The organism is Nocardia amamiensis (genome assembly GCF_015477605.1).
In the GTDB taxonomy this organism is placed as follows: Bacteria; Actinomycetota; Actinomycetes; order Mycobacteriales; family Mycobacteriaceae; genus Nocardia; species Nocardia amamiensis_A.
On the sequence record NZ_JADLQX010000012.1, the window covers coordinates 68,023 to 92,481 of the forward strand.

The 24,459-nt window shown below is 69.6% G+C and carries 22 protein-coding genes; 14 read left to right on the forward strand and 8 right to left on the reverse strand.

Annotation, left to right across the window (positions count from 1 at the left end):
* Positions 1 to 37: 37 nt before the first annotated feature.
* Positions 38 to 1,387: a coenzyme F420-0:L-glutamate ligase gene (locus IU459_RS17465; RefSeq protein WP_195130601.1), complete on the reverse strand. Its 1,350-nt coding sequence runs from the start codon at positions 1,385 to 1,387 to the stop codon at positions 38 to 40.
* On the reverse strand, positions 1,384 to 2,511 hold the full coding sequence (cofD, locus tag IU459_RS17470) for a 2-phospho-L-lactate transferase (RefSeq protein WP_195130602.1): 1,128 nt from the start codon (positions 2,509 to 2,511) through the stop codon (positions 1,384 to 1,386). The genes IU459_RS17465 and cofD overlap by 4 nt, the downstream gene beginning before the upstream one ends.
* Positions 2,512 to 2,864: 353 nt before the next feature.
* Here cofD and IU459_RS17475 point away from each other — a divergent pair, with 353 nt between their 5' ends.
* From IU459_RS17475 to IU459_RS17505, 7 genes are all read left to right on the forward strand, one after another.
* A complete protein-coding gene (locus tag IU459_RS17475) occupies positions 2,865 to 3,098 on the forward strand; it encodes a WhiB family transcriptional regulator (protein WP_029901515.1) in 234 nt (77 codons plus the stop codon).
* A gap of 125 nt (positions 3,099 to 3,223) precedes the next feature.
* Positions 3,224 to 3,703 (forward strand): metallopeptidase family protein, encoded by a 480-nt coding sequence (locus IU459_RS17480; RefSeq protein WP_169333889.1) that lies wholly within the window; start codon positions 3,224 to 3,226, stop codon positions 3,701 to 3,703.
* Positions 3,704 to 3,952: 249 nt separating this feature from the next.
* A complete protein-coding gene (locus tag IU459_RS17485) occupies positions 3,953 to 4,333 on the forward strand; it encodes a DUF3499 domain-containing protein (protein WP_228838094.1) in 381 nt (126 codons plus the stop codon).
* A 52-nt stretch (positions 4,334 to 4,385) separates the two neighbouring features.
* Positions 4,386 to 5,762 (forward strand): phosphomannomutase/phosphoglucomutase, encoded by a 1,377-nt coding sequence (locus IU459_RS17490; RefSeq protein WP_195130604.1) that lies wholly within the window; start codon positions 4,386 to 4,388, stop codon positions 5,760 to 5,762.
* A 118-nt stretch (positions 5,763 to 5,880) separates the two neighbouring features.
* On the forward strand, positions 5,881 to 7,080 hold the full coding sequence (locus tag IU459_RS17495; RefSeq protein ID WP_195130605.1) for a tobH protein: 1,200 nt from the start codon (positions 5,881 to 5,883) through the stop codon (positions 7,078 to 7,080).
* Complete coding sequence (manA, locus tag IU459_RS17500; RefSeq protein WP_195130606.1) at positions 7,080 to 8,300, forward strand: mannose-6-phosphate isomerase, class I; 1,221 nt, start codon at positions 7,080 to 7,082, stop codon at positions 8,298 to 8,300. The genes IU459_RS17495 and manA overlap by 1 nt, the downstream gene beginning before the upstream one ends.
* A gap of 57 nt (positions 8,301 to 8,357) precedes the next feature.
* Positions 8,358 to 9,284 carry a cation diffusion facilitator family transporter gene (locus IU459_RS17505; protein WP_195130607.1) on the forward strand — a complete coding sequence of 309 codons (927 nt, stop codon included), beginning with the start codon at positions 8,358 to 8,360 and terminating at the stop codon, positions 9,282 to 9,284.
* A gap of 228 nt (positions 9,285 to 9,512) precedes the next feature.
* On the opposite strand, the gene IU459_RS17510 is transcribed toward IU459_RS17505, so the two are convergent.
* Entirely contained in the window at positions 9,513 to 10,982 is a 1,470-nt protein-coding gene (locus IU459_RS17510; RefSeq protein ID WP_195130608.1) for a phytoene desaturase family protein, read from the reverse strand.
* 238 nt (positions 10,983 to 11,220) lie between these two features.
* On the opposite strand from IU459_RS17510, the gene IU459_RS17515 reads away from it, so the two are divergent.
* Both IU459_RS17515 and IU459_RS17520 read left to right on the forward strand, forming a co-directional pair.
* The gene (locus IU459_RS17515) at positions 11,221 to 11,559 is read left to right on the forward strand and encodes a DUF4267 domain-containing protein (RefSeq protein WP_195130728.1); all 339 of its coding nucleotides are present in this window, start codon (positions 11,221 to 11,223) and stop codon (positions 11,557 to 11,559) included.
* A 150-nt stretch (positions 11,560 to 11,709) separates the two neighbouring features.
* Positions 11,710 to 11,925, forward strand: coding sequence for a DUF4287 domain-containing protein (locus IU459_RS17520; RefSeq protein WP_195130609.1), 216 nt, complete (start codon positions 11,710 to 11,712; stop codon positions 11,923 to 11,925).
* Positions 11,926 to 11,979: 54 nt separating this feature from the next.
* Here IU459_RS17520 and IU459_RS17525 read toward each other — a convergent pair whose 3' ends face one another.
* Positions 11,980 to 13,344 (reverse strand): cation:dicarboxylate symporter family transporter, encoded by a 1,365-nt coding sequence (locus IU459_RS17525; protein ID WP_195130610.1) that lies wholly within the window; start codon positions 13,342 to 13,344, stop codon positions 11,980 to 11,982.
* A 185-nt stretch (positions 13,345 to 13,529) separates the two neighbouring features.
* Here IU459_RS17525 and IU459_RS17530 point away from each other — a divergent pair, with 185 nt between their 5' ends.
* Positions 13,530 to 15,053, forward strand: a complete 1,524-nt coding sequence (locus IU459_RS17530; protein ID WP_195130729.1) for an ATP-binding protein — start codon at positions 13,530 to 13,532, stop codon at positions 15,051 to 15,053.
* The gene (locus IU459_RS17535; protein WP_195130611.1) at positions 15,050 to 15,751 is read left to right on the forward strand and encodes a response regulator; all 702 of its coding nucleotides are present in this window, start codon (positions 15,050 to 15,052) and stop codon (positions 15,749 to 15,751) included. Before IU459_RS17530 ends, IU459_RS17535 begins: the two co-directional genes overlap by 4 nt.
* Here the strand turns inward: IU459_RS17535 and IU459_RS17540 are convergent, their stop codons facing one another.
* The 3 genes from IU459_RS17540 to IU459_RS17550 form a co-directional block, all read right to left on the reverse strand.
* Positions 15,752 to 17,059: a cytochrome P450 gene (locus tag IU459_RS17540; protein WP_195130612.1), complete on the reverse strand. Its 1,308-nt coding sequence runs from the start codon at positions 17,057 to 17,059 to the stop codon at positions 15,752 to 15,754.
* Between the two features lie 125 nt (positions 17,060 to 17,184).
* Positions 17,185 to 17,907 (reverse strand): TIGR03089 family protein, encoded by a 723-nt coding sequence (locus IU459_RS17545; RefSeq protein WP_195130613.1) that lies wholly within the window; start codon positions 17,905 to 17,907, stop codon positions 17,185 to 17,187.
* Between the two features lie 3 nt (positions 17,908 to 17,910).
* Positions 17,911 to 19,380: an LCP family protein gene (locus IU459_RS17550; protein ID WP_440446503.1), complete on the reverse strand. Its 1,470-nt coding sequence runs from the start codon at positions 19,378 to 19,380 to the stop codon at positions 17,911 to 17,913.
* 198 nt (positions 19,381 to 19,578) lie between these two features.
* Here IU459_RS17550 and rfbD point away from each other — a divergent pair, with 198 nt between their 5' ends.
* The 3 genes from rfbD to IU459_RS17565 are packed head-to-tail and all read left to right on the forward strand — an operon-like array spanning position 19,579 to position 22,456.
* Complete coding sequence (gene rfbD, locus IU459_RS17555; protein ID WP_195130614.1) at positions 19,579 to 20,448, forward strand: dTDP-4-dehydrorhamnose reductase; 870 nt, start codon at positions 19,579 to 19,581, stop codon at positions 20,446 to 20,448.
* An 11-nt stretch (positions 20,449 to 20,459) separates the two neighbouring features.
* Positions 20,460 to 21,332 (forward strand): glycosyltransferase family 2 protein, encoded by an 873-nt coding sequence (locus IU459_RS17560; protein WP_195130615.1) that lies wholly within the window; start codon positions 20,460 to 20,462, stop codon positions 21,330 to 21,332.
* A gap of 44 nt (positions 21,333 to 21,376) precedes the next feature.
* On the forward strand, positions 21,377 to 22,456 hold the full coding sequence (locus IU459_RS17565) for a sugar phosphate nucleotidyltransferase (RefSeq protein WP_195130616.1): 1,080 nt from the start codon (positions 21,377 to 21,379) through the stop codon (positions 22,454 to 22,456).
* 237 nt (positions 22,457 to 22,693) lie between these two features.
* Here the strand turns inward: IU459_RS17565 and IU459_RS17570 are convergent, their stop codons facing one another.
* The gene (locus IU459_RS17570) at positions 22,694 to 24,277 is read right to left on the reverse strand and encodes a carboxylesterase/lipase family protein (RefSeq protein ID WP_195130617.1); all 1,584 of its coding nucleotides are present in this window, start codon (positions 24,275 to 24,277) and stop codon (positions 22,694 to 22,696) included.
* Positions 24,278 to 24,459 lie beyond the last annotated feature (182 nt).

A 24,459-nucleotide genomic window follows, 5' to 3' on the forward strand; every position in this document is an offset into this window, starting at 1 on the left:
CGCCCCGGTTCGCCGCGCCCGACCCGGCCGAGCACCGTCACAGCTCGACCAGCCCGGAACCGGCGCCGACCACCGGCCGCGGGGTCAGCTCTTCGAGCGGATGACCGATGGCGATCGCGCCGAGTGGACTCCAGTCCTCGGCCAGTCCGAGGACATCGCGGGTGACCTCCGGCGCGAAGATCGTCGAACCGATCCAGCAGCTGCCGATCCCCTCGGCGGCCAAGGCGACCAGCAAGCCCTGCACCGCCGCGCCCACGGCGACGGTGAACATGGTGTGTTCGTACCCACGGCGCAGTAGATCCGGATAGTCGTGCGCCCCATCCGGCACGCAGAACGGGATGATCACCTCGGGAGCGTCGAACAGGATGCGGCCGCGGGCGATCCGGCGCTCGATCCGCTCCGGCGCGAGCCCGTCGGCGGCCAGATCCGCGCGCCACTTCTCCGCCATCGCCTCGAGCAACTGGGTGCGCAGTCCCGGCTTGCGCAGCCAGACGAATCGCACCGGGCGCGTGTGATGCGGGGCTGGGGCGGTCAGCGCGACCGACACCGCCGCCCGAATGCGTTCGGGATCGACCGGAGCGTCGGCGAACTGGCGAATCGAGCGACGCAGCAGGATCGCCTCTTTACGCCCGCGCTCGATCGCCTCGGCGGTGCCGAGCCAGAACAGGTCCTCGGTGCCGCCGCGCAGCAGATCGGTGGCGCTGGATCCGTCGTCGACCACCGGCAGCCCGCGCACCACGGCCACCGGGACACCGCCCAGCTTGCCTTTCACGAGGTCCGCGGCGGCCGCGAGTTCGTCGGCCACGGCGACCTGGGTGACGAACAGCTCGTTGCCCTGGCCGTCCACCGCGCCCGCGTAGTCGTACAGCACCCGGAGCCCAGCGGCGCCGATGGCCGCGTCGGTCTGGCCATTGCGCCACGCACGACCCATGGTGTCGGTGACCACCACCGCGACCGTCACGCCCAGCCGTTGGGCCAGCGCCGCGCGCAGCGCCTTGGCGCTGGCGTCCGGATCGGTGGGCAGCAGCACCAACTCGCCCTGCTCGACGTTCGAGCCGTCGACACCGGAGGCCGCCTGCACGATGCCGAGCTTGTTCTCGGTGATCAGCGTGCGACCCCTGCGCGCGAGTACGCGCACCGCTTCCTGGTCGATGAGCGTGCGCCGGACGGCATCGCGTTCCTCGGGGTCCACCGGCGCGTCCACGATGCGTCCCTCGACCTTCGCGACGATCTTGCTCGTGACCACGAGCACGTCGCCGTCGGCCAGCCACGGCGCGCATCGGGCGATGTGTTCGGCGAGGTCGTCACCCGGCCGGAATTCCGGCAGCCCGGTGATGGGCAGGATGCGCAGCTCTCCGGCCGCGTGATCGGTCGGTGTGGTCGTCACGGCTTCACTCCGGCGAGATCCAGCGCCTGACGCACCATTTCGGCGGTGGCCGGCGGGTCGGTCATCAACAAGGGCACGCTGCGCACCTCCACACCGGGCACGTCGGCGGTGTCGGTGCTGTGGATCAGCCAGCCGTCCAGGATTCCGGTGGCCGATCGCGCGCCGTAGTAGCGGCCGATCGCCTCGGCCGAGGTCTGGACCCCGATCACCGACAGGCACTCGTCGGCCATGCCGCGCAACGGCTTGCCGTCGATGACGCCGGAGACGCCGATCACCTTGGCCGCGGTGGTGCGCAGCGCACCGCGGATACCGGGCACCGCCAGGATGGCGCCGATGCTCACGACGGGGTTCGACGGTGCGAGCAAGACCACATCAGCGGATTCTATGATTTCGATCACATTTGGCGCCGGTTTGGCCTCCTCGGCGCCAATTGTGGCGAATCCATGGGTCTCGATGTTCGCACGGTAGCGAACCCACCACTCCTGGAAATGGATCGCGCGTCGTTCGCCAGGGTTGTCCGGATCGGTCACAACGACATGCGTTTCGCAGCGATCATCGGTTGCCGGGATCAGTTTCACGCCCGGCTCCCACCGGTTGCACAGCGCCTCGGTGACCGCAGAGAGCGGGTATCCGGCGCGCAACATTTCGGTGCGGATCAGATGCGTGGCGATATCGCGGTCGCCCAAACCGAACCAGTCCGGCTGCGCGCGATATTTCGCGAGCTCCTCCTTGGCGTGCCAGGTCTCGCCGACCCGACCCCAGCCCCGCTCGGTATCGATGCCGCCGCCCAGGGTATACATGCAGGTATCGAGGTCGGGACAGATCCGGAGGCCGTGCATCCAGACGTCGTCGCCGACGTTCACGATGGCGGCGACATCGGCCTCGGGCAGCAGTTCCCGGACGCCCTGAAGGAAACGCGCGCCACCGACGCCGCCGACCAGCACGGCGATCCGGGGTCCGTGCGTGGCGCCCGCTTGTTGTCCAGTCACATCCGCACAGCCTATGCGGTGGCGTGGCAACTCCCGTTCGCGGCAAATTTGCTGTTTATTTGCTATTGCACGGAGCGAGATCAGTTCGGAATGCGGCTGCGGATAGTAACGGAATAGCGACGGCGGCTTGACCATCGACGCGTCCGGCGTGTCTAATCACAGTCATGTCATTCCGGGTTCGCGCGAGAGTTCAAGGCGCGAGCGGCATTTCGAACACATGTTCGCATAGGGATGACAAGCTCGGGGACGTCCGCGGGACAACGTCGCGGGGTATGGCCGTCGGTGCGCGTGTTGGTCCGACGGAAAGAATCATTCTGCGCTAACACACAGTGAGGAGGCGGAGCGTGGCCAATGAGATGGTCTCGCCGACCGATTCCACAGCAGGCGCAGCACGTGGCGTCTGCGCAGACAACGGCTGGAAGGACGGAGAGGGGGGTGACGGAGTCGCGGCGCCCCGGCTCAGCCTGGTCGTGACCGGCTTCGACGAGATGTTCGAATCCATCGAAGAGCAGTGGCAGGAGCGCGCTCTGTGCGCGCAGACCGATCCGGAGGCGTTCTTCCCCGAGAAGGGCGGCTCCACCCGTGAGGCCAAACGGATCTGCATGGGGTGTGAAGTACGCGACGAGTGCTTGGAGTACGCACTCGCGCACGATGAGCGCTTCGGCATCTGGGGCGGTCTCTCCGAGCGGGAGCGCCGCCGCCTCAAGCGCGGCATCGGCTGACCGACGTACGCGGCGCCCGGAGTCGAAGTCCCTACCAGGGCGACTCCGGGCACAGCGACACGACCGGAGCGGATCTCGCCGCCTCGATGCGGACGGCCGGAGCCGGCTGGCCTAGATTTTGTGTCATGGCACGTTCCCGTAAGCGCCGACCGCCGACCGCCCGGTCGGTGACCCGCCGCGGCCGTGGGGTGCGCGGGCCGATGCTGCCGCCCACCGTGCCGGCGTGGCGGACCCGCGGCCAGAAGTTCGACCGGCTGGTGCTGGAGGCGTTCGCCCCGCTGGACAGCCGCTGGCACGACCGGCTCACCAAGCTGGACATCGCCGTCGATGACGTTCCGAAAATCCGTCCGCTGCATCCGGATTCGGTCACCTGGCCGGACGAGGTGGTCGCCGACGGACCGGTGCCGCTGTCCCGGCTCATCCCGGCGGGCGTCGATCGGCACGGCGCGGCCACCCGGGCGCGGGTGGTGCTGTTCCGCAAGCCGCTCGAGCTGCGCGCCAGCGATCCCGACGATCTGGTGGACCTGCTGCGCGAAGTGCTGGTCCAGCAGGTCGCCACCTACCTCGGCGTCGACCCGGACGTGATCGATCCGGAAGCCGAGTGATTCGCACCCATCCACCCGGCGGCGGACCCCGAATGCCGTTGCGGGGTCGATCCCGGGCGACCGCATGTGTGGGCCGGCCACCCCCTGGGTACTCCGAGAACTCCCGCTCTGCGACATACCGCGGGCCGTCGCACGCGCGACCGCGGAAGGCCGTGCTGTCCTCATTTTGCTGAAAGCAGACCGAGATTCTTCAAGCGTGTCTGTCCCCATCGATGCGGCAGGGGGGTTACGCTCATCGGCGTGATTCCCATGCGTCGTTGCTGCCGTCCAGGCTGCAAGAATCCGGCCGTCGCGACGCTCACCTATGTGTACTCGGATTCGACGGCAGTGGTCGGGCCGCTCGCGACGGTCGCCGAACCGCACTCCTGGGATCTCTGCGAAACGCACGGCTCCCGAATCACCGCTCCGAAGGGCTGGGAACTGGTCCGCCACGAAGGCGGATTCTCCTCCAGCACACCGGATGACGACGATCTGACCGCGCTAGCGGAGGCGGTGCGCGAAGCCGGGCTGCGCCGCCGACCGCCGGAACACGAACAGCGCGGCTATCGCGACTACACACCCCCGCCGCCGCGCACCACGCGCACCGGCCGCCGCGGCCATCTCCGCGTGCTTCCCGACCCGCCGTCCTGATCCGGCCAGGAGGGTGTCGGACCCGCCCGGAGCAACCACTAGGGTGTTGGGCATGACAGTCGCCCGCTCTGCCGAATTCGTGAACGCGGTGATCAAGGCCTACGACGTTCGCGGCGTGGTCGGTGATCAGATCGACGCGGAATTCGTCAGGGACGTCGGCGCGTCGTTCGCCAGGTTGATGCGCGCGGAAGGCGCGAGCCGGATCGTCATCGGACACGACATGCGGGACTCCTCCCCCGAGCTCTCGGCCGCCTTCGCCGACGGCGTGCTCGGCCAGGGACTCGATGTGGTGCACATCGGCCTCGCCTCGACCGACCAGCTGTACTTCGCCTCCGGCCACCTGGATTGCCCGGGCGCCATGTTCACCGCCAGCCACAACCCGGCCCGCTACAACGGCATCAAGCTGTGCCGCGCCAAGGCTCTCCCGGTGGGACAGGACACCGGCCTGGCCACGATCAAGAACGAGCTGATCGAAGGCGTCCCCGACTGCCCCGGCCATCGCGGCACCGCGACCGAAATCGATCTGCTCGCCGACTACGCGGCATTCCTGCGCGGCTTGGTCGATCTCGGCGGCATCCGCCCGCTCACCATCGCCGTGGACGCGGGCAACGGCATGGGCGGGCACACCGTGCCCGCGGTGCTCGGCACGCTGCCGCAGGTGACCGTCGTCCCGCTGTATTTCGAGTTGGACGGCAGCTTCCCGAACCATGAGGCCAACCCGCTCGACCCGGCGAACCTGGTGGACCTGCAGAAGCTGGTCCGCAGCTCGGGCGCGGACATCGGCCTGGCCTTCGACGGCGACGCCGACCGCTGCTTCGTGGTCGACGAGAACGGCGACCCGGTGTCGCCCTCGGCGATCACCGCCCTGGTCGCCGAGCGGGAACTGGCCAAGGAGCCGGGCGCGGTGATCATCCACAACCTGATCACCTCCCGGGCGGTGCCGGAGCTGGTGCACGAGCTGGGCGGTACGCCGGTGCGCACCAGGGTGGGCCACTCGTTCATCAAGCAGGAAATGGCCGCCACCGGAGCCGTATTCGGCGGCGAGCACTCCGCGCACTACTACTTCCGCGACTTCTGGGGCGCCGACTCCGGCATGCTCGCGGCGCTGCACGTGCTCGCAGCGCTCGGCGAGAAGGACCGGCCGGTGTCGGAACTGATGTCGTCGTACGCGACCTACGCGGCTTCCGGCGAGATCAATTCCACGGTGTCCGACGCCGCGGAGCGGACGATGGCCGTGGTGGACGCTTTCGCGGACCGGGCGCACTCGGTGGACCGGCTGGACGGGGTGACCGTGCAGCTGGCCGACAACGCCTGGTTCAACCTGCGCGCGTCGAATACCGAGCCGTTGCTCCGGCTGAACGTCGAGGCCCGATCGGCGGAGGAAGTAGACGCACTCGTAATCGAGATCCTGAGCATCGTGCGCTCCTGACTGGAATAGTGGAATCACAGGCCTTGGATTCGCCCGACTCGGTCTCGGCACGGCAACCCGACCGGGTGGGCGCGGGGGCGGAAACGACACAGCGCGATGAGGGGAGGTGGGACGCCCGATGATCGCTGGAACACCGGTGCTCGACCTCGACGATGCCGCTTCACTCGAGGCAGCCGATGCCGGCGGCGCCCTGCGCTCGGCCGCCTCCGGCGGCGCCCAGGTGCGCGCCACTGCGGCGGCCGTCGGTGAGGACGCGCTGGCCCGCCTGGCCGATCTGCGACCGCGCAGCGTGGTACTGGTCTCCGGTGCCGGACGGGCGGCGCGGGCCGCGAGCCTGCTCGTCGCCGCCATCGGCGACCGTGCCGGCCTGCCCGTCGTGTCCGCCGCCGCCCTCCCGCCGTGGGTCAGTCCACTGGATGTCGTGCTGGTCGCAGGCGACGACGCGGGCGACCCGCGGCTGATCGACGCGGTCGATCGGGCGCTGCGCCGCGGCGCGGAAGTGGTCGTCGCCGCGCCGCACGAAGGGCCGCTGCGTGCCGCGGCGGCCGGTCGAGCCGCCGTGCTGGAGCCGAGGGTGCAGGTGCTCGGGCACAACCGTCTGCTGCGCTTCCTGGCCGCTGGGATCGCGGTGCTGCGCGCGGTCGACCCGGTGCGCACCGGCGTGGCCGTCCCCGAACTCGCCGAGCTGGCCGACGTGCTGGACGCGGAGGCGCTGCGCGACGGTCCGCACAACGAGGTCTTCCACAATCCCGCCAAGACGTTGGCCGCGCGCATGCAACAGCGCGGCATCGTGCTGGCGGGCGATTCACCGGCCGCCGCCGAACTGGCCGAGCACGGCGCCGAAGTGCTGCTGCAGTCGGCGGGCAAGGTGGCCACCGCGGTGGACCTGGCCGAGGCCGTGGCGGCGAAGGCCACGATGAGCGAGGCCGCAGGCGAATCCGCGCCCGGTTTCGATCCGCTGTTCCACGACGAGGAACTCGACGGACCCGCTCCGGTGGAGCGCATCCGGGTGTTCGTGCTCAGCGCCGATCGCGATCGCGCCGCCGCGCGCCGCCGCATCGCGGTGTTCGGCGGCGAGTCGAATCTGGTGGACGCCGATCTGGTGAACGCCGACGTCGACCTGCTGCATACCGAGATGACCGACCCCACCGCACCCGGGCCGACCCATGCCGAGGAGTCCGCGCCAGGACGAGGCACCGAACTCGAACAGCTCGCCGTGCTCGCGCTGCGACTGGAGATGGCCGCCGCCTACCTGCGGCTGATCGGCTCGCGCGCCGTCGCGGCCGACAGCCAGGGGCAGTTCGGGGGAAGCTACTAGTGCACGAACTCGTTGGTGCGCTCCGTTCGTATGCCTGGGGATCGCGCACCGCGCTCGCTCACCTGTGCGGCAGACCGGTGCCGTCCGCCCATCCGGAGGCGGAACTGTGGTTCGGAGCCCACCCCGCCGACCCCGCGTACGTGCGGCTCGGCGACCGCACCACCTCGCTGCTGGAGCTCGTCGCCGAAGACCCGGATCGGGAATTGGGCTCCGCCGCCGTGGAATTCGGCGGCAAGCTCCCGTTCCTGCTGAAGGTCCTGGCGGCCGAGGAGCCACTGTCCCTGCAGGCGCATCCGAGCATGGCGCAGGCCAAGGCGGGGTTCGATAAGGAGAACCGGGCCAAGGTGCCATTGGACTCGCCGCTGCGCAACTACCGCGACGAGAACCACAAGCCCGAGTTGATCGTCGCGCTGGATCGCTTCGAGGCGCTGGCCGGTTTCCGCGACCCGCACCGCACGGTCGCGTTGCTGCGCGCGCTGGCCGTGGACGCGCTGAGCTCCTATACCGAACTGCTTGCCGCCCAACCGGATTCGGCTGGTCTGCGCACCTTGTTCACCACCTGGATCACGCTGCCGCAGCACGTGCTCGCCACGCTGCTGCCCGCGGTGCTTGACGGCTGCGTGCGGTATCTGTCCGGCAAGGGCACGCGCGAGTTCACCGCCGAGGCGCGCACCACGCTGGAACTCGCCGAGGCCTACCCCGGCGACGCGGGTGTGCTCGCTTCGCTGCTGCTGAACCGGGTCACCCTGCAGCCGGGTCAGGGGTTGTTCATGGCGGCCGGGAACCTGCACGCCTACCTGCGTGGGCTGGGCGTGGAGATCATGGCCAACTCGGACAACGTGCTGCGCGGCGGTCTCACCCCGAAACACGTCGACGTGCCGGAGCTGTTGCGAGTGCTGGACTTCGAGCCGATCAGCCTGCCCGTGGTGCTGCCGGAACCGGCGGGCGACGGGTCGGTGCGCTATCGCACGCCCGCGCCCGAGTTCGCGCTACGGCGCTTCGACCTCGTCGCGGGCTCGGCGCGGGTACCGCTCACCGCGGCGGGACCGGGCATCGTGCTGTGCACCGCGGGGACGGTGCGGCTGTGGCAGAACGACTCCTCGCTGGAGCTCACCCGCGGCGGCGCGGCCTGGATCTCCGCCGCCGACATCGACATTCGGGCCCAGGCGGTGGACGGCGACGTCCAGCTGTTCTGCGCGTGCGTCGGCCCGACCGCCTGAACTGTCCGCCCGTTAGGCTGTTCGCGGATAGCTCGAAGACAGAGAGGACATGCTGCCATGTCGGCTGGCGGTGGCAAGAAGGCGATCATCGCCGCGTTGACGGCGAACGCGGGAATCGCCGCGGCGAAGTTCGTCGGTGCGGCGATCACGGGCTCGGGATCGATGCTCGCCGAGGCCGTGCACTCCGTGGCCGATACCGGCAATCAGGGATTGCTGCTGCTCGGGCAGCGGCGCGCCGCGAAGGAAGCGACGGAGCTGCACCCGTTCGGGTACGCGCGCAATCGCTACTTCTATTCGTTCATCGTGGCGCTGGTGCTGTTCACCCTCGGCTCCGGATACGCGATCTACGAGGGCATCCACAAGGTCCAGCATCCAGAGGAGCTGAGTTCGCCGATCGTGGCGATCGTGATCCTGCTGATCGCGATCGGGCTGGAGATCTACAGCTTCACGACCGCGGTCCGCGAGTCCAGGCCGCTCAAGGGCGACGCGAGCTGGTGGCGGTTCATCCGTAATTCGCGCAGCCCGGAGCTTCCGGTGGTGCTGCTGGAGGACACCGGCGCGCTCATCGGTCTGCTGCTGGCGTTCGCGGGTGTCGGCTTGACCATGCTCACCGGCGACCCGGTCTGGGACGGTCTCGGCACCCTGGCCATCGGCGCGCTGCTCGGTGTCATCGCGATCGTGCTGATCGTGGAGATGCAAAGCCTGCTGATCGGCGAGGGCGCCACGCCCGACGAGAACCGGCTGATCCACGCGAACCTGGTCGACGACACCCGCATCGATCGGGTGATCCACCTCAAGACCCAGTACCTCGGCCCGGAGGAGTTGCTCGTGGCGGCGAAGGTCAGCGTGGTTCCCGGCCTGGACGTCGCCGCCATCGCGACCGCGATCGATGACGCCGAGTCCCGCGTCCGCGCGGCGGTGCCCGCGGCCCGCGTCATCTACCTCGAACCCGACCTGTACCGCACCGAGCCAGCCAAGAGCTAGGTGCCGCTGGTTCCGCGCACAGCGCGACGTTGTGCGCGGAGCCGGAGTGATCTCTCCGTAACGCGGCTGCGGACGCCGTCGGCACCGAACCGGCGTGTTTGCGCGCAGCTCGGCAGCGCCGAATACGCAGAAGCTCGAGAGTGTCTGGCGGATAGCGAAGCGTTCGCGCAAGGCGCGGCGTCCCGCATATCGGCGCCGTATTGCGGGTGCCGCAGGTGTGCGAGATTCTCAGTGGAGCTGAGTGGCTGAGGTGCGCAGGAGGTCGAAGGGGTCGGTGCGGACGGCGAAACGGTCGCGTAGGGCGTGGCGTGCGGCATGCATGCCGCTCATGCCGTGTACGCCCGGCCCTGGCGGGGTGGCCGAGGAGCACAGGTAGACGCCGGGAATGGAAGTGGCGTAGGGGTTCCAGCGGGGCGCCGGGCGGAATGCGAACTGACGCAGAGTCATCGCGCCCGCGGAGATGTCGCCGCCGATGTAGTTGGCGTTGTGGGCTGGCATTTCTGCCGCGGTGCGGACGTTCTTGGCCACGATCAGGTCGCGGAAACCCGGTGCGAAGCGCTCCACCTGGGCGATCACGTCCTCACTGATGTCGCGGGTGGAGCCGTTCGGCACGTGGGCGTAGGTGTAGAAGGTGTGGCCGCCTGCGGGCGCGCGTGTGGAGTCGACCACGCCGGGCTGGATGGACAGCACGTACGGGCGTTCGGCATGTCGTCCCATGGCGACGGCGTGCTCGGCCGCCATGGCTTCGGCGCGGGTGCCGATCACGTGCACCGTTCCGGCCAGCGCACAGCCTTCGGCCTGCCACGGCACCGGACCGGAAAGGGCGAAGTCGACCTTGCAGGCCGCGCCACCGTAGCGGAAGCGCCGCAGTCGCTTCGCATAGCGTGCGGGCAACCGATGCTCCGCGATGCGCAGCAGCTCGGCCGGGGCGATGTCGAGCAGGATCGCGCGGGCGCCGGCGAACTCGTCCAGCGAGTCGACCCGGTGCCCGGTGTGCACCCGGCCGCCGAGACGTTCCAGCTCGGCGATCAGCGCGTCCGGTATCGCCTGGCTGCCGCCGCGCGGAAGAACCCAGCCCCCGGCATGGCCCAGAGTCGCCAGCATCAGCCCGGCCCCGGCGGCCGTGATCGCGCGCGGCGGGATGATGGCGTGGGTGGCGACGCCGGTCAGCAGGGCGGGGGCAACCTCGTCGTCGAACCTGATGTCCCACAGCGGGGATCCCTGCTCGAGCGTGCGCAGGCCGAAACGGATTGCGGTCGCGAGCCCCGATGGCACGCGGCGCAGATCCGACATTCCGAGATCGACCACGTCCGGCCAGTGCCGCACCAGCGGCGCGAACAACCTGCGCCAGGCCGCGCCGTCGCGACCGAGGCCATCGACTGTCCGCTCCAGATCCCGCCAGGCCAGCCCGGCGACGCCGCCATCGAGCGGATGCGCGTAGGACACCTCCGGGGTGAGCAGCTCGACACCGTGCGCGCCCAGATCGAACGCGCGGAACATCGGCGACGCCAACGCCATCGGATGCGCGCCGGCACACACGTCGTGCCGGTAGCCGGGCAGTGTCAGCTCGGCCGTCCGCGATCCACCCCCCGGCGTCGCCTCCGCCTCGTAGACCTCCACGGCCAGCCCCGCCCTGGCCATGATCACCGCGGCGGCGAGCCCGTTCGGCCCGGAGCCGACCACCACCACATCAGCCATACCCCCACGCTACCGGCGGATGGTCCTCGCGGCGGATGCGCGCCGCCGCCATCGCCGTCGAACAGTGAGCTTCTTCATCGCCGACACGTCAGCGATCATCGCGGCCTACGACAGCGCGGCTCCCCAGGGCGCACGTGTCCGCGAGCTGCTCGCGACGTCCCGTCGCGGTCGTCTCACCACTGGTACTCGATGAGGTCGACCACCTACTCATCGCACGCTTCGGTAAAGATTCAGCTACCTGGTCGCGCCCGGCACCATCGCCCCGGGCTTCGGGCTTCCCGCCTGGCCGGACGGTGACGCGGCGGCGTTCATGAACCTGAAGGGCGTGCGGGACACCGTCTTCGGCGTGCTGATCCTGGTCCTGCTCGGCCTCCGACAGCGGTACGCGCTGGGCATCGTGAGCCTGGTCGTCGCGCTGGTGCCGCTCGGCGACATGCTCACCGTGCTGAGCTGGAACGGTTCCGCCGCCGCGGCATTCGGCATCCACGGCCTGACCGCCGCGCTGGTCGCGCTGACCGGTGCGCTGCTGATCCGCGAGCACGGCCCGCGCGACCGTCACGCGGCCGCGACGGCGTGACAGGCCGCCACCACCGGCCGCCGAATCCTGCGGCAGCGCAGTGGAATCAGGCCGCGAGGTGATCCGAGACATATGCGCCGACCCGGCGATGAGTTGCCGGATCTCGCCCCGTCATAACCATCGAACGCACGACGAGCAAGGAGATCGACCATGGCGACCAAGCCGCACGGCCCCGCGTCCTACTTTCCCTCCATCGAGGCCAAGTACGGCCGCACCATCGACGAGTGGAAAGCCGCCATGCGCGCCACCGGGCTGACCTCGCACAAGGAACTCGTCGAGTGGCTGAAGACCGAGCACGGGTTCGGGCACGGCCACGCCAGCGCGATCACCCAGCACCACCTCCACCCGGAGAAGTGGACGGCCTGACCCGGACGCCACGAAGGGCCCGCAGGTCATGCGGGCCCTTCGTCGTTCACCGGTTTACGCCTTGACCAGATCTATGGCCTCGGTCTCCTGGGTGAGCGGTGCGCCGGGCGTCCCGTGGTCGTCGTCGACCATGGTGCGCTCATCGAACGGCAGCTTGCGGTCGAGCACCTCGCGTACCTGGTCCGCGTCGACGGTCTTGGTCCAGGTGCCGATCAGCACCGTGGCGACCGCGTTGCCGGAGAAGTTGGTCAGCGCCCGCGCCTCGGACATGAAGCGGTCGATGCCGACGATCACGCCGACGCCGTCGAGGAGCTCGGGCCGGTGGCTCTGCAATCCGCCGGCCAGCGTGGCCAGGCCCGCCCCGGTGACGCCTGCCGCCCCCTTGGACGCGACGATCATGAACAGCAGCAGGCCGACCTGCTCGCCGACGGACAGCGGCTTGCCCATCGCCTCGGCGATGAACAGCGACGCCATGGTCAGGTAGATGGCGGTGCCGTCCAGGTTGAACGAATACCCGGTCGGCACGACGACACCCACCGTGGTGCGCTCGACGCCCAAGTGATCCATCTTCGCGATCAAACGCGGCAGCGCCGATTCCGAGGACGACGTCGCGACGATCAGCAGGTACTCCCGCGCCAGATAGCGAACCAGCTTGAAGATCGACACCCGCGAGACCGACCACAGCAGCACGCCCAGCACACCGAAGACGAACACCAAGCAGGTCAGGTAGAACGCGATCATCAGCGTGCCCAGCTTCACCACCGCGTCCAGGCCGGTCTTGCCGACCACGTTGGCGATCGCGCCGAAGGCGCCGACCGGCGCCAGCCACAGGATCATCACCAGGATCCGGAAGACCAGCTTCTGCAGCAGTGCCACCCCACGCACGATCGGCTCGCCCGCCGCGCCCATGGCCTGCACCGCGAAACCGACCAGCAGCGCGACGAACAGCGCTTGCAGGACGTTGCCTGCGGTGAGCGAGGACAGCAGCGTGGAGGGAACGATGTTCTGGATGAAGTCCCAGGTGCCGCCCGCACTGTGCGCCTTGTCGGCCAGATCGTGACCGGCTTTGGTCGACTTGGCGATGTTCAGCCCGGTACCCGGTTGCAGCAGGTTGCCGACGACCAGGCCGATCCCGAGCGCGATGGTCGACATGACCAGGAAGTAGCCGATCGCCAGGCCGCCGACCTTGCCGACCGTGGCAGCCGCGCGCACCGAGCCGATCCCGAGCACGATGGTGCAGAAGATGACGGGAGCGATCATCATCTTGATGAGATTGACGAAGATGGTGCCGAGCGGCGCGAACGACTGCGCGACGCCGGGCGCCAGCCAGCCGACCAGTACGCCCGCGACCACCGCCACGATGACAGCCAGGTACAGCCAATGGGTGCGGTCGTGCCGCGTTCGAGTCGAGTCGCTCATGGCGAGGGTTTCCCTTCGAGAGGTACCGAAGTGAGGTGGCTCACGCCCCCCAGGCAGAATGATGGTCGGCCGGGTGACTCCGGTCACTGTTTGGTGCATTACTTTCAGTGGAGGAAGAGCTTGTGAGACTCAGGCGGCTCTCCCTCGCCGGTCAGGCCTTCGTCTTCCAGTTGGTCGTGCTAGCGATGATGGTCGTGATCGCGGCGGTGCTCGCGGTGCTGGACGCCAGGCGCGACAGCGACGTCATCACCACCCGCGAAGTCACCGACGTCGCGGTGACCGTGGCCGATTCGCCCTTCACCATCGAAGCCGTCCGCACCCCCGATCCGGCGGTGCTGCTGCAGCCGGTGGCCGAGGAGATCCGGCGCGAGACCGGCATGGACTTCATCGTCGTCATGGCGCCGGATCGAACCCGCTACACGCACACCAATCCCGCGATGATCGGACTGCCGTTCAGCGGCAACATCGATCGCGCGCTGGCGGGCGAGACCTTCACCGAGACGTACACCGGCAGCCTCGGCCCCTCCATCCGGGCCGTCACTCCGGTCCACGACGACGGCAGGATCGTCGCTCTGGTCGCCGTGGGTGTGACCCGCGCGAAGATCGGCGACCAGGTCGCCACCCAGCTTCCGGTGATCCTCGGCGTCGCGGGCGCGGGGTTGCTGATCGCGGCGATGGGATCGTTCCTGCTGAGCCGCCGGCTGCGGCGGCAGACCCACGGCCTGGCACCCGACGAACTGCGCGTGATGTACGAGCACCATGACGCCGTGCTGCACTCGGTCCGCGAGGGACTGATGGTGTTCGGATCGTCCGGCGAGAACGCCGAGGTGGTCAACGACGAGGCGCGCCGCCTGCTCGACCTGCCCGCGGGCGCGGTGCGGCGCAGCGACCTCCCACTGTCGCTACAGCGGATGAGCTCGGGCACCGTGCGCGACGAGATGCATGTGACCACCGATCGGATCCTGCTGGTCAACCAGGACACCGTGGAGTGGGAGGGCCGCCAGATCGGCACGGTGATGACGATTCGCGACCATACCGAATTGCAGGCGGTGATGGGCGAACTCGATTCCGTGCGCAGCTTCGCGGAGTCGCTGCAGGCGCAGGCGCACGAGTCCGCGAACCGGCTGCACACGGTGGTCACCATGGTTGAACTCGGCCGCCATCAGGAAGCCGTCGACTTCGCCACCTCGGAGCTCCAGATGTCCCAGGCGCTGATCGACCGGCTGTTCGCGGCGGTCGGCGCGCCCGCGCTCGCCGCGCTGTTGCTCGGCAAGGTGAACCAGGCCGCCGAACGCGGCATCGAGCTGACCATCACCGACGACACCGCCCTCGATTCGGTGGACCCGCTGTCGCCGCACGAAACCGTCACGTTGGTCGGCAATCTCATCGACAACGCGATCGACGCCGCGGCGGACAGCCCGTCCGGCTGGGTGGAGGTCACGTTGCGGCATCAGAAGCTGGACACCGCTGCCGGGGCGGTGAACGGCGCGGCCATGCTGGTCGTCCGGGTCGCCGACAGCGGGCCAGGAATGTCGGCGGAGATGTTCGCGCGCGCGTCGCAACGCGGCTATTCGACCAAAGCCCACCATCACGGGCTCGGTCTCGCACTGGTCCACCGGCTGGTGGCCCGCCACGGCGGAACCATCCGCACCCAACGGGATCCCGAAAGCGCGGTGACCGTGACGATTCCACGAAAGGAAGCACGATGATCCGAGTGCTTATCGTCGAGGACGAGCCGCTGATCGCCGAAGCGCACCGCGCCTACGTGGAGCGCATCGCCGGATTCACGCCCGTCGGCGTCGCCCATACCGGACGCGAGGCGATGCGCGCGGCGGCCGATGCCGCCGCCGAGGGCACTCCGATCGACCTGGTGCTGATGGACATCGGACTACCGGACGCCAGCGGCCTGGACGTCGCCGCCGCGCTGACCGGGCTGGCGCCGCGCCCGGACGTCATCGCGATCACCTCCGCGCGCGATCTCGCCTTGGTGCGCACGGCCGTGTCGCACGGCGTCGTGCTGTACCTGCTGAAGCCGTTCACGTTCGCCGCGTTCCGCGACAAGCTGGACCGCTACCGCGAGTTCCGCACCGCACTACCCGCGGGCGAGAGCGCTATCTCGCAGCACGACATCGATCGGGCGTTGAGCGCGTTGCGCACTCCCGACCAGCGCGCTGCCACCCCCAAGGGCGTCGCGCCGCAGACGCTGGACGAGATCTCCCGGGCAGTGCGCGCCGCCGAGAACGAGGGCGTCACGGCCGCGGACACCGCGACCGCGATCGGGGTCTCCCGCATCACCGCCTGGCGTTATCTGGAGAAACTCGCCGACGACGGCCTGGTGATCCGGCGCTCGGACTACGGCAGAGCAGGTCGTCCGAAGACTCGCTACGTCTGGAAGAGCGCAGGCTGATCACACCGCCGACGGTTCCGGCGCCTGCGCACGGCGGCCTAGCTGGACCGGCATCCGCTCATAGCCGTGCAGCGTGAACAGCTTGCGCCGCTTCGGCGCACCATCCAGGCGCAAGTCGGGGAACCGCTCGAACAGCGCCCGCAGCGCGTAGCCGCCCTCCATCCTGGCCAGGCTGGCGCCGAGGCAGGCGTGCACGCCGCTGCTGAAGGACAGGTGGTCCTTGGCGTTCTCGCGCCCGACGTCGAACCGTCCGGGATCGGCGAAGACCGCGGGGTCGTAGTTGGCGCCGGCCAGCGACAGCACCACCGTGTTGCCCGCGCGCACCAGGACGCCGTCGAGCTCCACGTCGGCCAACGCGGTCCGCGCGGTGGTGTGCACCGGCGAGTCGAAGCGCAGGATCTCCTCGACGGCGTTGGGCCACAGCTCCGGCTCGGCACGCAGCCGCTCCAGCTGGTCGGGGTGGGCCAGCAGCTGTGCGACGCCGTTGCCGATCAGGTTGACCGTCGTCTCGAAGCCGGCGCCCATGAGCAGGCTCGCGGTGGCCTTGAGCGCGACGGAGTCCAGGTCGCCCGCGGTGACCAGGCTGCTGAGGATGTCCTCGCCCGGTTCCCGGCGCAGCCGTTCGATGTGCCGGTCCAGGTACTCGTTCATCACCTCCATGGCCAGCAGGGCCTTGCGATACACGCGCCAGGAGACGCCGATGTCCAGCAACGGCGTCATCTGATCGCCCCAGTCGAGGAACCTCGCCTTGTCCTCGTCAGGGAAGCCGAGCATCTCGGAGATGATCGCGATCGGCACCTGCGAGGCGTACGACTCGATCAGATCGGCCGGGCCGCCCGCGGGCAGCGCGTTCAGCAGCTCCTCGGTGACCGTCTCGACGCGATCGCGCAGCCTGCGGACGGCGCGCGGGGTGAACGCCGAAGCGACCGGCTTGCGCATCCGGGTGTGCTCCGGCGGATCGATCACCAGCATCGACGGCGGCTCGACCGGGTTCGGCGGCAGCGGGAAGCGCGCGGCGAGCTTCTGCATCGGTTTGGGGATGTTGAAGCTCTCCGTGGTGCGCACTCCGAAACGGGTGTCACGCAGGATGGAACGGCACAGTTCGTGGTCGAAGGTCGCCCACGCGATCGAGGTCCGCAGCAGCCTGCCTTGCCCGCGCAACTGCTCGATCAGCGGGTAGGGGTCATCGCAGCCGGCGGCCCCGGCCATCAATGCGGCGAACGGGTCGCCGCGGCGGTCCTGTAAACGCAGCGCGAGGCGAGGTGCGCCCTGTACCGACAACCAGCGGAACCAATACTGTGGCTTCATATTCAACCCCGTCGTTGTGCTGTCCACTCCACCGTACGGAAGTCCGCCAACTAGTGGAACGTCCTATGGTCGGATCGGCGCCTATACCGCGGTAGGAGCCACCGCGGTGCCGGGATCACGATGAGTCACAGACGCTGCGCGGTCACTCGTTCCGACGCGATTCGCCGGTCGCGCAGCGCCGGATCGGGGTTGACCACCTGCACCAGCGAGGCGCCTGCGGCGAGCACCGCTACGTAGGCGTCGACGAGTTCGGCCGGGGTGTCCCACGGCGTGCTGGACAGCACCCGGTCGCCCTCGGCGAAGCCTTGCCGCAGCGCCGATTTCCGTGCCTCGGCGAGCACCTCGGCGACCGGCATGCCCTCCAGCGCGACACCGGCGCCGCGGGGCAGGAACTGGTCGCCGTGCACGCGGACGGAGGTGGCGAAATCGGTGATGCCCACCGGCAGATCACGCACCGGGGAGCCCATGGCGTCCAGCGACAGGGCCGCCACCTCACCGGCGCCGTCGGTCTCGTCGAGGCGAGCGGGGGTCGCCAAGGCCAAGTCGGCGTCCTCGTCGGGGTGCAGCACCACCTCGGTGCCCGCCCACCAGCAGCCGAGCAGCACCGCGGCGGTCTGCCAATGCGCGGGCAGCAGCACGGCGACCCGGGCGCCCGGGCTCAGACCGAATTCGTCGCGAATCAGGTTGGCGGTCTTGGCCGCCCAGTTCGCCAGGGTCAGGCCGGACAGTTCGATCCGCGCGCCGGTCGCGTCGTCGTAATAGGTGACGCGCGGGCCCGCGGGCTCGCGGGCGAGGATCGGATCGAGTACCGCTTCGGTGAGTGTGTGTGCCTGGTCGATGTCACGCATGGTTCAGTTCACGCATTTCGGTCCGTTCTGGCCTGCATCGATCGGGGGGGCGGGTGGGACGGGCGTTGCGGAGGTCGACGTCCCGGAGAAGTCGAACACCCGCCCGGCCGCCGAGCCCGGACCAGAATAGTCGCTCGCCAGCACGACGCTCACCGAATCCGGCGACAGCGCCGGATCCGCGAGGATCGGCAGCCCGCCGAGCGCCGTGGCGACCGCCTTGGCCTTCCGGCTCGACGGGTCCGCGGCGAGCACCCGGCTGCCGGTCACCCGCTCACCGGTGTAGTTGGACACCGCGCCTTGGCGGAAGCCCTTGGCGCTCAGCGCCTGCGCCACCTCCGCCGCGAGCCCGCCGACGCCGCCCGCGTTGTAGACGTTGACGGTCACCGTCGCCGGGTCGCCGCCGGACTCGGGTGTCCGCGTGGGTTCCACTTCGCCGACCAGCGAGGCGATGTAGGTCTTGACGGCCTTGGGCTCGATCTTGACCACGGATTCGCCGTTGCTGGTCTCCCCGTTGAGGTCGGCGACCGGAATGGTCTCGAAGGTCACCTGCCCGCCGGAGAGATCCTTCAACTGCTGGAGGAAGGCGAGCACGTCCCAGCCCTCGTCCACCACGATCGTCCGTCCCACCGCGTCGCTGAGCTTGTGCAATGTGCCCGGACTGCTGAGGGTCTTCGCGCTGAGCACTTGCCGGACCAACTGCGCCATGAACACCTGCTGGCGAACAATGCGATCGATGTCGCCGCGCTGCAGATTGTGGCGCTGGCGCACGAAGCTCAGCGCCCGCGACCCGTCCAGGCGCTGACGGCCCGCCGGGAAATCGGCGCCGGACATCCATTCCTCGACGGGGTTTCGCAGGCACACCTCGACCCCGCCGACCGCGTCGGTGAGCAGCACGAAGCCGAGCAGGCTCACCTCGGCGTAGTGGTCGACGGTGAGCCCGGTCAGGGCGGCCACGGTCTTGATCAGCGCCTGCCTGCCCGCCTGGGTGGACTGCCGTTCCGCGTCGGTCTCCGAGACGCCCTGCTCGGTCAGCTTCACGTACTGGGCCGCCTTGGTCACGCCGTAGGCCGAGTTGATCTTGCCCATGCCGAGGCCGGGGATGTCGACGTAGGAGTCGCGCGGAATGGAGATCGCGGTGGCCGAGCGACCGTCGTTCGGCACGCGCAGCAGCACGATGGTGTCGGTGTTGGTGCCGGTCTCATCGCCCGCGTGCAGGATGGCGCGCTCGCGGTCGGACAGCGGATTGCCGTGCGCGTCGGTCCGGCTGTCCACGCCGACCAGCAGGATGTCCACCGCGCCGTCCCGGCCGCCGCCGAGTCCGAGGTCACCGATGCGCTCGATGTTCGCGACCAGCGCATCGACGCTGCGCCAGGCGAATCCGGTGAGCACGAGCACGATGACGGCGGCGGCCGCGGCGAGCGAGCGCAACGGTCCGAACGACTGTGTGCTGGGCTGGGGCGGCCCCGACGACACCGATGTGCCCCTCCGCTGCGACAACTCTGCATCCTCTCGCCGAAACTGAGTTCATGGCGACGTGTGCGCTATCGCTCCGCCACCTATGGTTCCCGCCCGCCCCGCCCGGTTCCGGGATCCCCCCGACGCCTCGAGCTAACGAACGGTTACTGCGAAGGACCTCAACCGCGAGTGCGGCGGCATGCCAGACTTGCGCCCGTGACCGACCTCACCGCGCCCGAATCCACCGTATCCGCACGCCTCGTCGTCACGGGAGCGCACGGGCAGGTGGGCCGGGAACTGCTGCGTCTCGCGCCGGCCGCCCACGGCTACGGGCGCGCCGAACTCGACATCACCGACCCCGCCGCCGTGCGCGCGGTACTCACACCCGGCGACGTGGTGCTGAACTGCGCCGCCTACACCGCCGTCGACCGGGCCGAAACCGAGACCGAGGCAGCGTACGCGGGTAACGCGACCGGACCGGCCGTGCTCGCCGAGGCGTGCGCGGCGCTCGGGGCACGGCTGATCCATCTGTCCACCGACTATGTCTTTCCAGGTACCCACCAGCGGCCATATGACACCACCGATCCGACCGGACCAGCATCCGTCTACGGAAAATCCAAGCTCGCCGGCGAGCAGGCGGTCCTGGCCGGGTGCCCGAACGCACACGTGGTGCGCACCGCATGGGTATACACCGGGCGCGGCGGCGATTTCGTCGCGACGATGCTGCGGTTGGAACGGGAACGCGACACCGTCGACGTGGTGGACGACGAAATCGGCTCACCCACCTACGCCGCCGATCTGGCCGCCGCACTGCTGGAGCTGGCGGGGCGACCGGACGCGCCGCGAATCCTGCACGCCACCAACGCGGGCCAGGCCAGCCGGTTCGAACTCGCCCGCGCGGTGTTCGCCGGGATCGGCGCCGACCCGGAGCGGGTCCGGCCCTGTGCCTCGTCCGCGTTTCCCAGACCCGCACGGCGCCCGGCATATTCGGTGCTGTCACCGCGTGCCTGGGACAACGCGGGGCTGACCCCCCTGCGGGCTTGGCGTACGGCACTGGGCGACGCGCTGGCGCGCCGGTCCGGCTAGGGTGGGCGTTCATGAGCACGCTTGCCGTCGTCACGGTGACCTACTCGCCGGGTGAACACCTCGAGCACTTCATCACCACCCTCGCCGCGGCCACCACGGAGAAACCGCAGGTGATCCTCGCCGACAACGGGTCGGTGGACGGCGTTCCGGAGCTGGTCGCGGAGGCCAACTCGCACGTGCGGCTGCTGCGCACCGGCGGCAACATCGGCTATGGCGGCGCGATCAACCGTGCCGTCGCGGAGATCGATCCGGCCATCGAGTTCATCGTGATCGCCAACCCCGACATCCGCTGGGGCGCCGATTCCATCGACAAGCTGCTCGAGGCGGCCGGGCGCTGGCCACGCGCGGGCGCCCTCGGGCCGCTGGTGCTGGAGCCGGACGGCAGCGTGTATCCCTCCGCCCGGCGGGTGCCGGGACTGCTCGACGGCGCCGGTCACGCGATTCTGGGCACGGTGTGGAAGTCCAACCCGTGGACCCGCCGGTACCGGCAGGAGAACGAGGAGATCTCCGAACGGGCGGTCGGCTGGCTGTCCGGGTCGTGCCTGCTGGTGCGGCGCTCGGCGTTCGACTCGATCGACGGCTTCGACTCGCGCTACTTCATGTACATGGAGGACGTCGACTTCGGCGACCGGATGGGCAAGGCGGGCTGGCACAACGTGTTCGTGCCGGACGCCGAGGTCACCCATGCCAAGGGGCATGCGGCGGGCCGCCATCCCGAAGTCATGCTGCCCGCCCACCACGCCAGCGCCTACCGGTTCCAGGCCGACCGGCATCCGCACTGGTGGCAGGCGCCGTTGCGGCTGGCGCTGCGGGCCGGACTTGCGGTGCGCTCGAAGATTGCGGTTCGATCTGCCCTGCGCCAACAGGCGCGCGACGCCGGGTAGCCGGTGCCGCGACGAGAATCGATGTTGTGAACAGGGGAGCCTTGATGGCGGGAAATGCAGGCACCGACGCCGTGATCCTGGTCGGCGGGCAGGGCACGCGGTTGCGGCCGCTGACCCTGTCAGCACCCAAGCCGATGCTGCCGACGGCCGGGTTGCCGTTCCTGACCCATCTGCTCGCCCGCATCGCGGAAGCCGGGATCAGCCACGTGGTGCTGGGCACCTCGTTCAAGGCCGAGGTGTTCGAAGAGCACTTCGGCGACGGCTCCGAGCTGGGGCTGGAGATCGAGTACGTCACCGAGACCGAGCCGCTGGGCACCGGCGGCGCCATCCGCAACGTGCTGCCCAAGCTGCGCGCCGACAACGTGATGGTGTTCAACGGCGACGTGCTCGGCGGCACCGATCTCGGCGCGGTGCTCGACACGCACGAGTCCACCCGCGCCGACGTGACGCTGCACCTGGTCCGGGTGAGCGATCCGCGCGCGTTCGGCTGCGTGCCCACCGACGAGGACGGCCGGGTCACCGCGTTCCTGGAGAAGACCCAGGATCCGCCGACCGACCAGATCAACGCCGGGTGCTATGTCTTCCGCCGCGAGTACATCGAGAAGATCCCGGCCGGGCGTCCGGTGTCGGTGGAGCGCGAGGTGTTTCCCTCGCTGCTGGCCGAGGGCGCTCGCCTCCAGGCGCACGTCGACACCTCCTACTGGCGCGACATGGGCACCCCCGAGGACTTCGTCCGCGGCTCCGCCGACCTGGTCCGCGGTATCGCCCCCTCCCCCGCCCTGCCTGGTCAGCGCGGCGAATCGCTGGTGCACCCCGGAGCGGGCGTCGCCCCCGGCGCGGTGCTCATCGGCGGCACGGTGGTCGGCCGCGGCGCCGAGATCGGCGCGGGCGCACGCCTGGACGGCGCGGTCGTCTTCGATGGCGCGCGGATCGAAGCCGGCGCCACGGTGGAGCGCACCATCATCGGCTTCGGCGCCCGCATCGGCCCGCGCGCCCTCGTCCGCGACGGTGTCATCGGCGACGGCGCGAACATCGGCGCCCGGTGCGAACTCCTGCGCGGCGCCCGCGTCTGGCCGGGCGTCGAGATCCCCGACGGCGGCATCCGCTTCTCCACCGACGTCTGAACCCCCTTCACGCGCTGCGGTGGAGTTCTTCGCGGGTCACCCGGCGGGCGATCTCCTCGACGTCGGCAGCAGTGAGCCCGCCGGAGCCTGCTGGTGCACAGCCCGCCTCAGCAGCTTTCGCAGCTTCCGGCGGCCTCGACCTCGGTGGCTTCGGCTTCCTCGTCGATGACCTGAGCACGAATGGCGTCGTGACGGGCCCGGCGGGCGGCCTTGGCGGGGCCGGTCATGGGTTGGAGGCTAGCTGAAGCCGACGGCTTGTCCGCCCCAGGCGGTGTGCAAGTCGCGGTCGGGGTCGTCGACGACTCGGTCGGCGGTGTCGATGACCAGGGTGGTGCGGGCCGGAAGGCGGTAGGGCGGCCAGTGTTTGGAGCCGTCCAGGGCGGCGGGGACGCCGTAGGTGGCGAAGGCCAGCCAGCGGCGCATGATGCGGCCGGAGATGTCCGTGGCTGTCTTGCGGCCGCCGAGCCAGAAGGTCGGGTCGCGGTTGATCGTGCCGAAATTGCCGAAGACATAGGGCAGCTCGGTGGCGTGGCCCGCGCCGACGCGCGCCGCCCGCAGCATCGGAGTGGCGTAGTCGAAGCGGTACATCCAGGTCGGCGAGTGCTGGGCGTGGCCGTCGGCCACCCAGTGCGCCGGCATCCGGAACGCCGCGTCGGTGGACATGGCCAACGCCCCGCGGGCCTTGTTCAGATCCGGGTAGGCCGACGTGATCTCGGCGACCCGCTCCGGTGACATTCCCGGATGGGTCGCCGCGACGTCGCGCAGCATCGCGTTCACCGCGTCCGGGGTCACCGGCATGATCGGCGAGCGCAACAGCCGGAACAGCGACGCCTCGTCCTTGTTGGTGCCGATCATCAACGGCACCCGGTGCGAACTCCCGCGCTGGAACCGGTCGATCGGGTAGGTCGGCAGCAGATCCCCGTCGACCACGGGGGCGGCCGCCAGCCTGCCGGGCTCCTTCAACGGGATCTCGTCGAGCAGGACGCCCGCCGCCGCCACGATCCGATCGATCGGGCACTCCAGCAGCTCCTTGGCCCGGGACGTGGGCAACTCCAGCAACTCCAGGAATCTCCGCGCCACCGTCGCCGCCCGCTCCGGTCCGAATACCGTGGTCGCGGGCGGGCTCTGGGCGATCGCCCGGTGGAACAGGCCCTCGGCACGCGGCGAGGTCAGCAATGCGGTGACGCAGCCCGCGCCGGAGGATTCGCCGAACAGCGTGACATTGCCGGGGTCGCCGCCGAACGCGGCGATGTTCTGCCGCACCCATTCCAGCGCGGCGATCTGGTCGTGCAGCCCGAGGTTCGGCACGAAGTCGTCGCCGAGCGAAGACAGATCGAGGAACCCGAGCGCGCCGAGCCGATAGTTGACCGCGACGACTACGACGTCACCGGTCAGGGCCAGTTTGCGCCCGTCGTAGATCTCCTGCGCGGCGGTGCCGAGGCAGTACGCGCCGCCGTGCAACCAGACCAGCACCGGGCGCGGCTCCCGCACCGAGTCGCCGCCCGCATACCGCGGCGACCAGACGTTCAACCACAGGCAGTCCTCACCCATCGTGAGACCCGAGTCGACGGGCACCATGGGGCCCATCGACTGCGGCGCGATCCGGCCGGAGCGGGTGCAGTCGCGTGCGCCGTCCCACGGCTGTGGTGGCTGCGGTGGGGCGAACCGCGCCGGACCGGCGGGCGCGGACGCGTAGGGGATACTGCGCCACAACGAAACGGAGCCCTGGCGAACTCCACGCACATCGCCGTACACCGTCCGCGCGATCGGCTCGGCGAAATCGTCAGGACCGGGCACCGCCTCGGAGAACTGGGCGCGCATCGCAGACCTCCTCATACTTCTTTTTCGAGAGTACGACGAAGATCAGTACGGCCATATTTCGATGCCGATTCATTGCTGCGTCGTGACGCATTCATCCGCTGTTCAGGCCGCCGTATCCGACCCACGGTGTCGAATCGATCACGGCAGGGCTTCCCACCGGCTTCCTTCTGATAGCGGCCGAG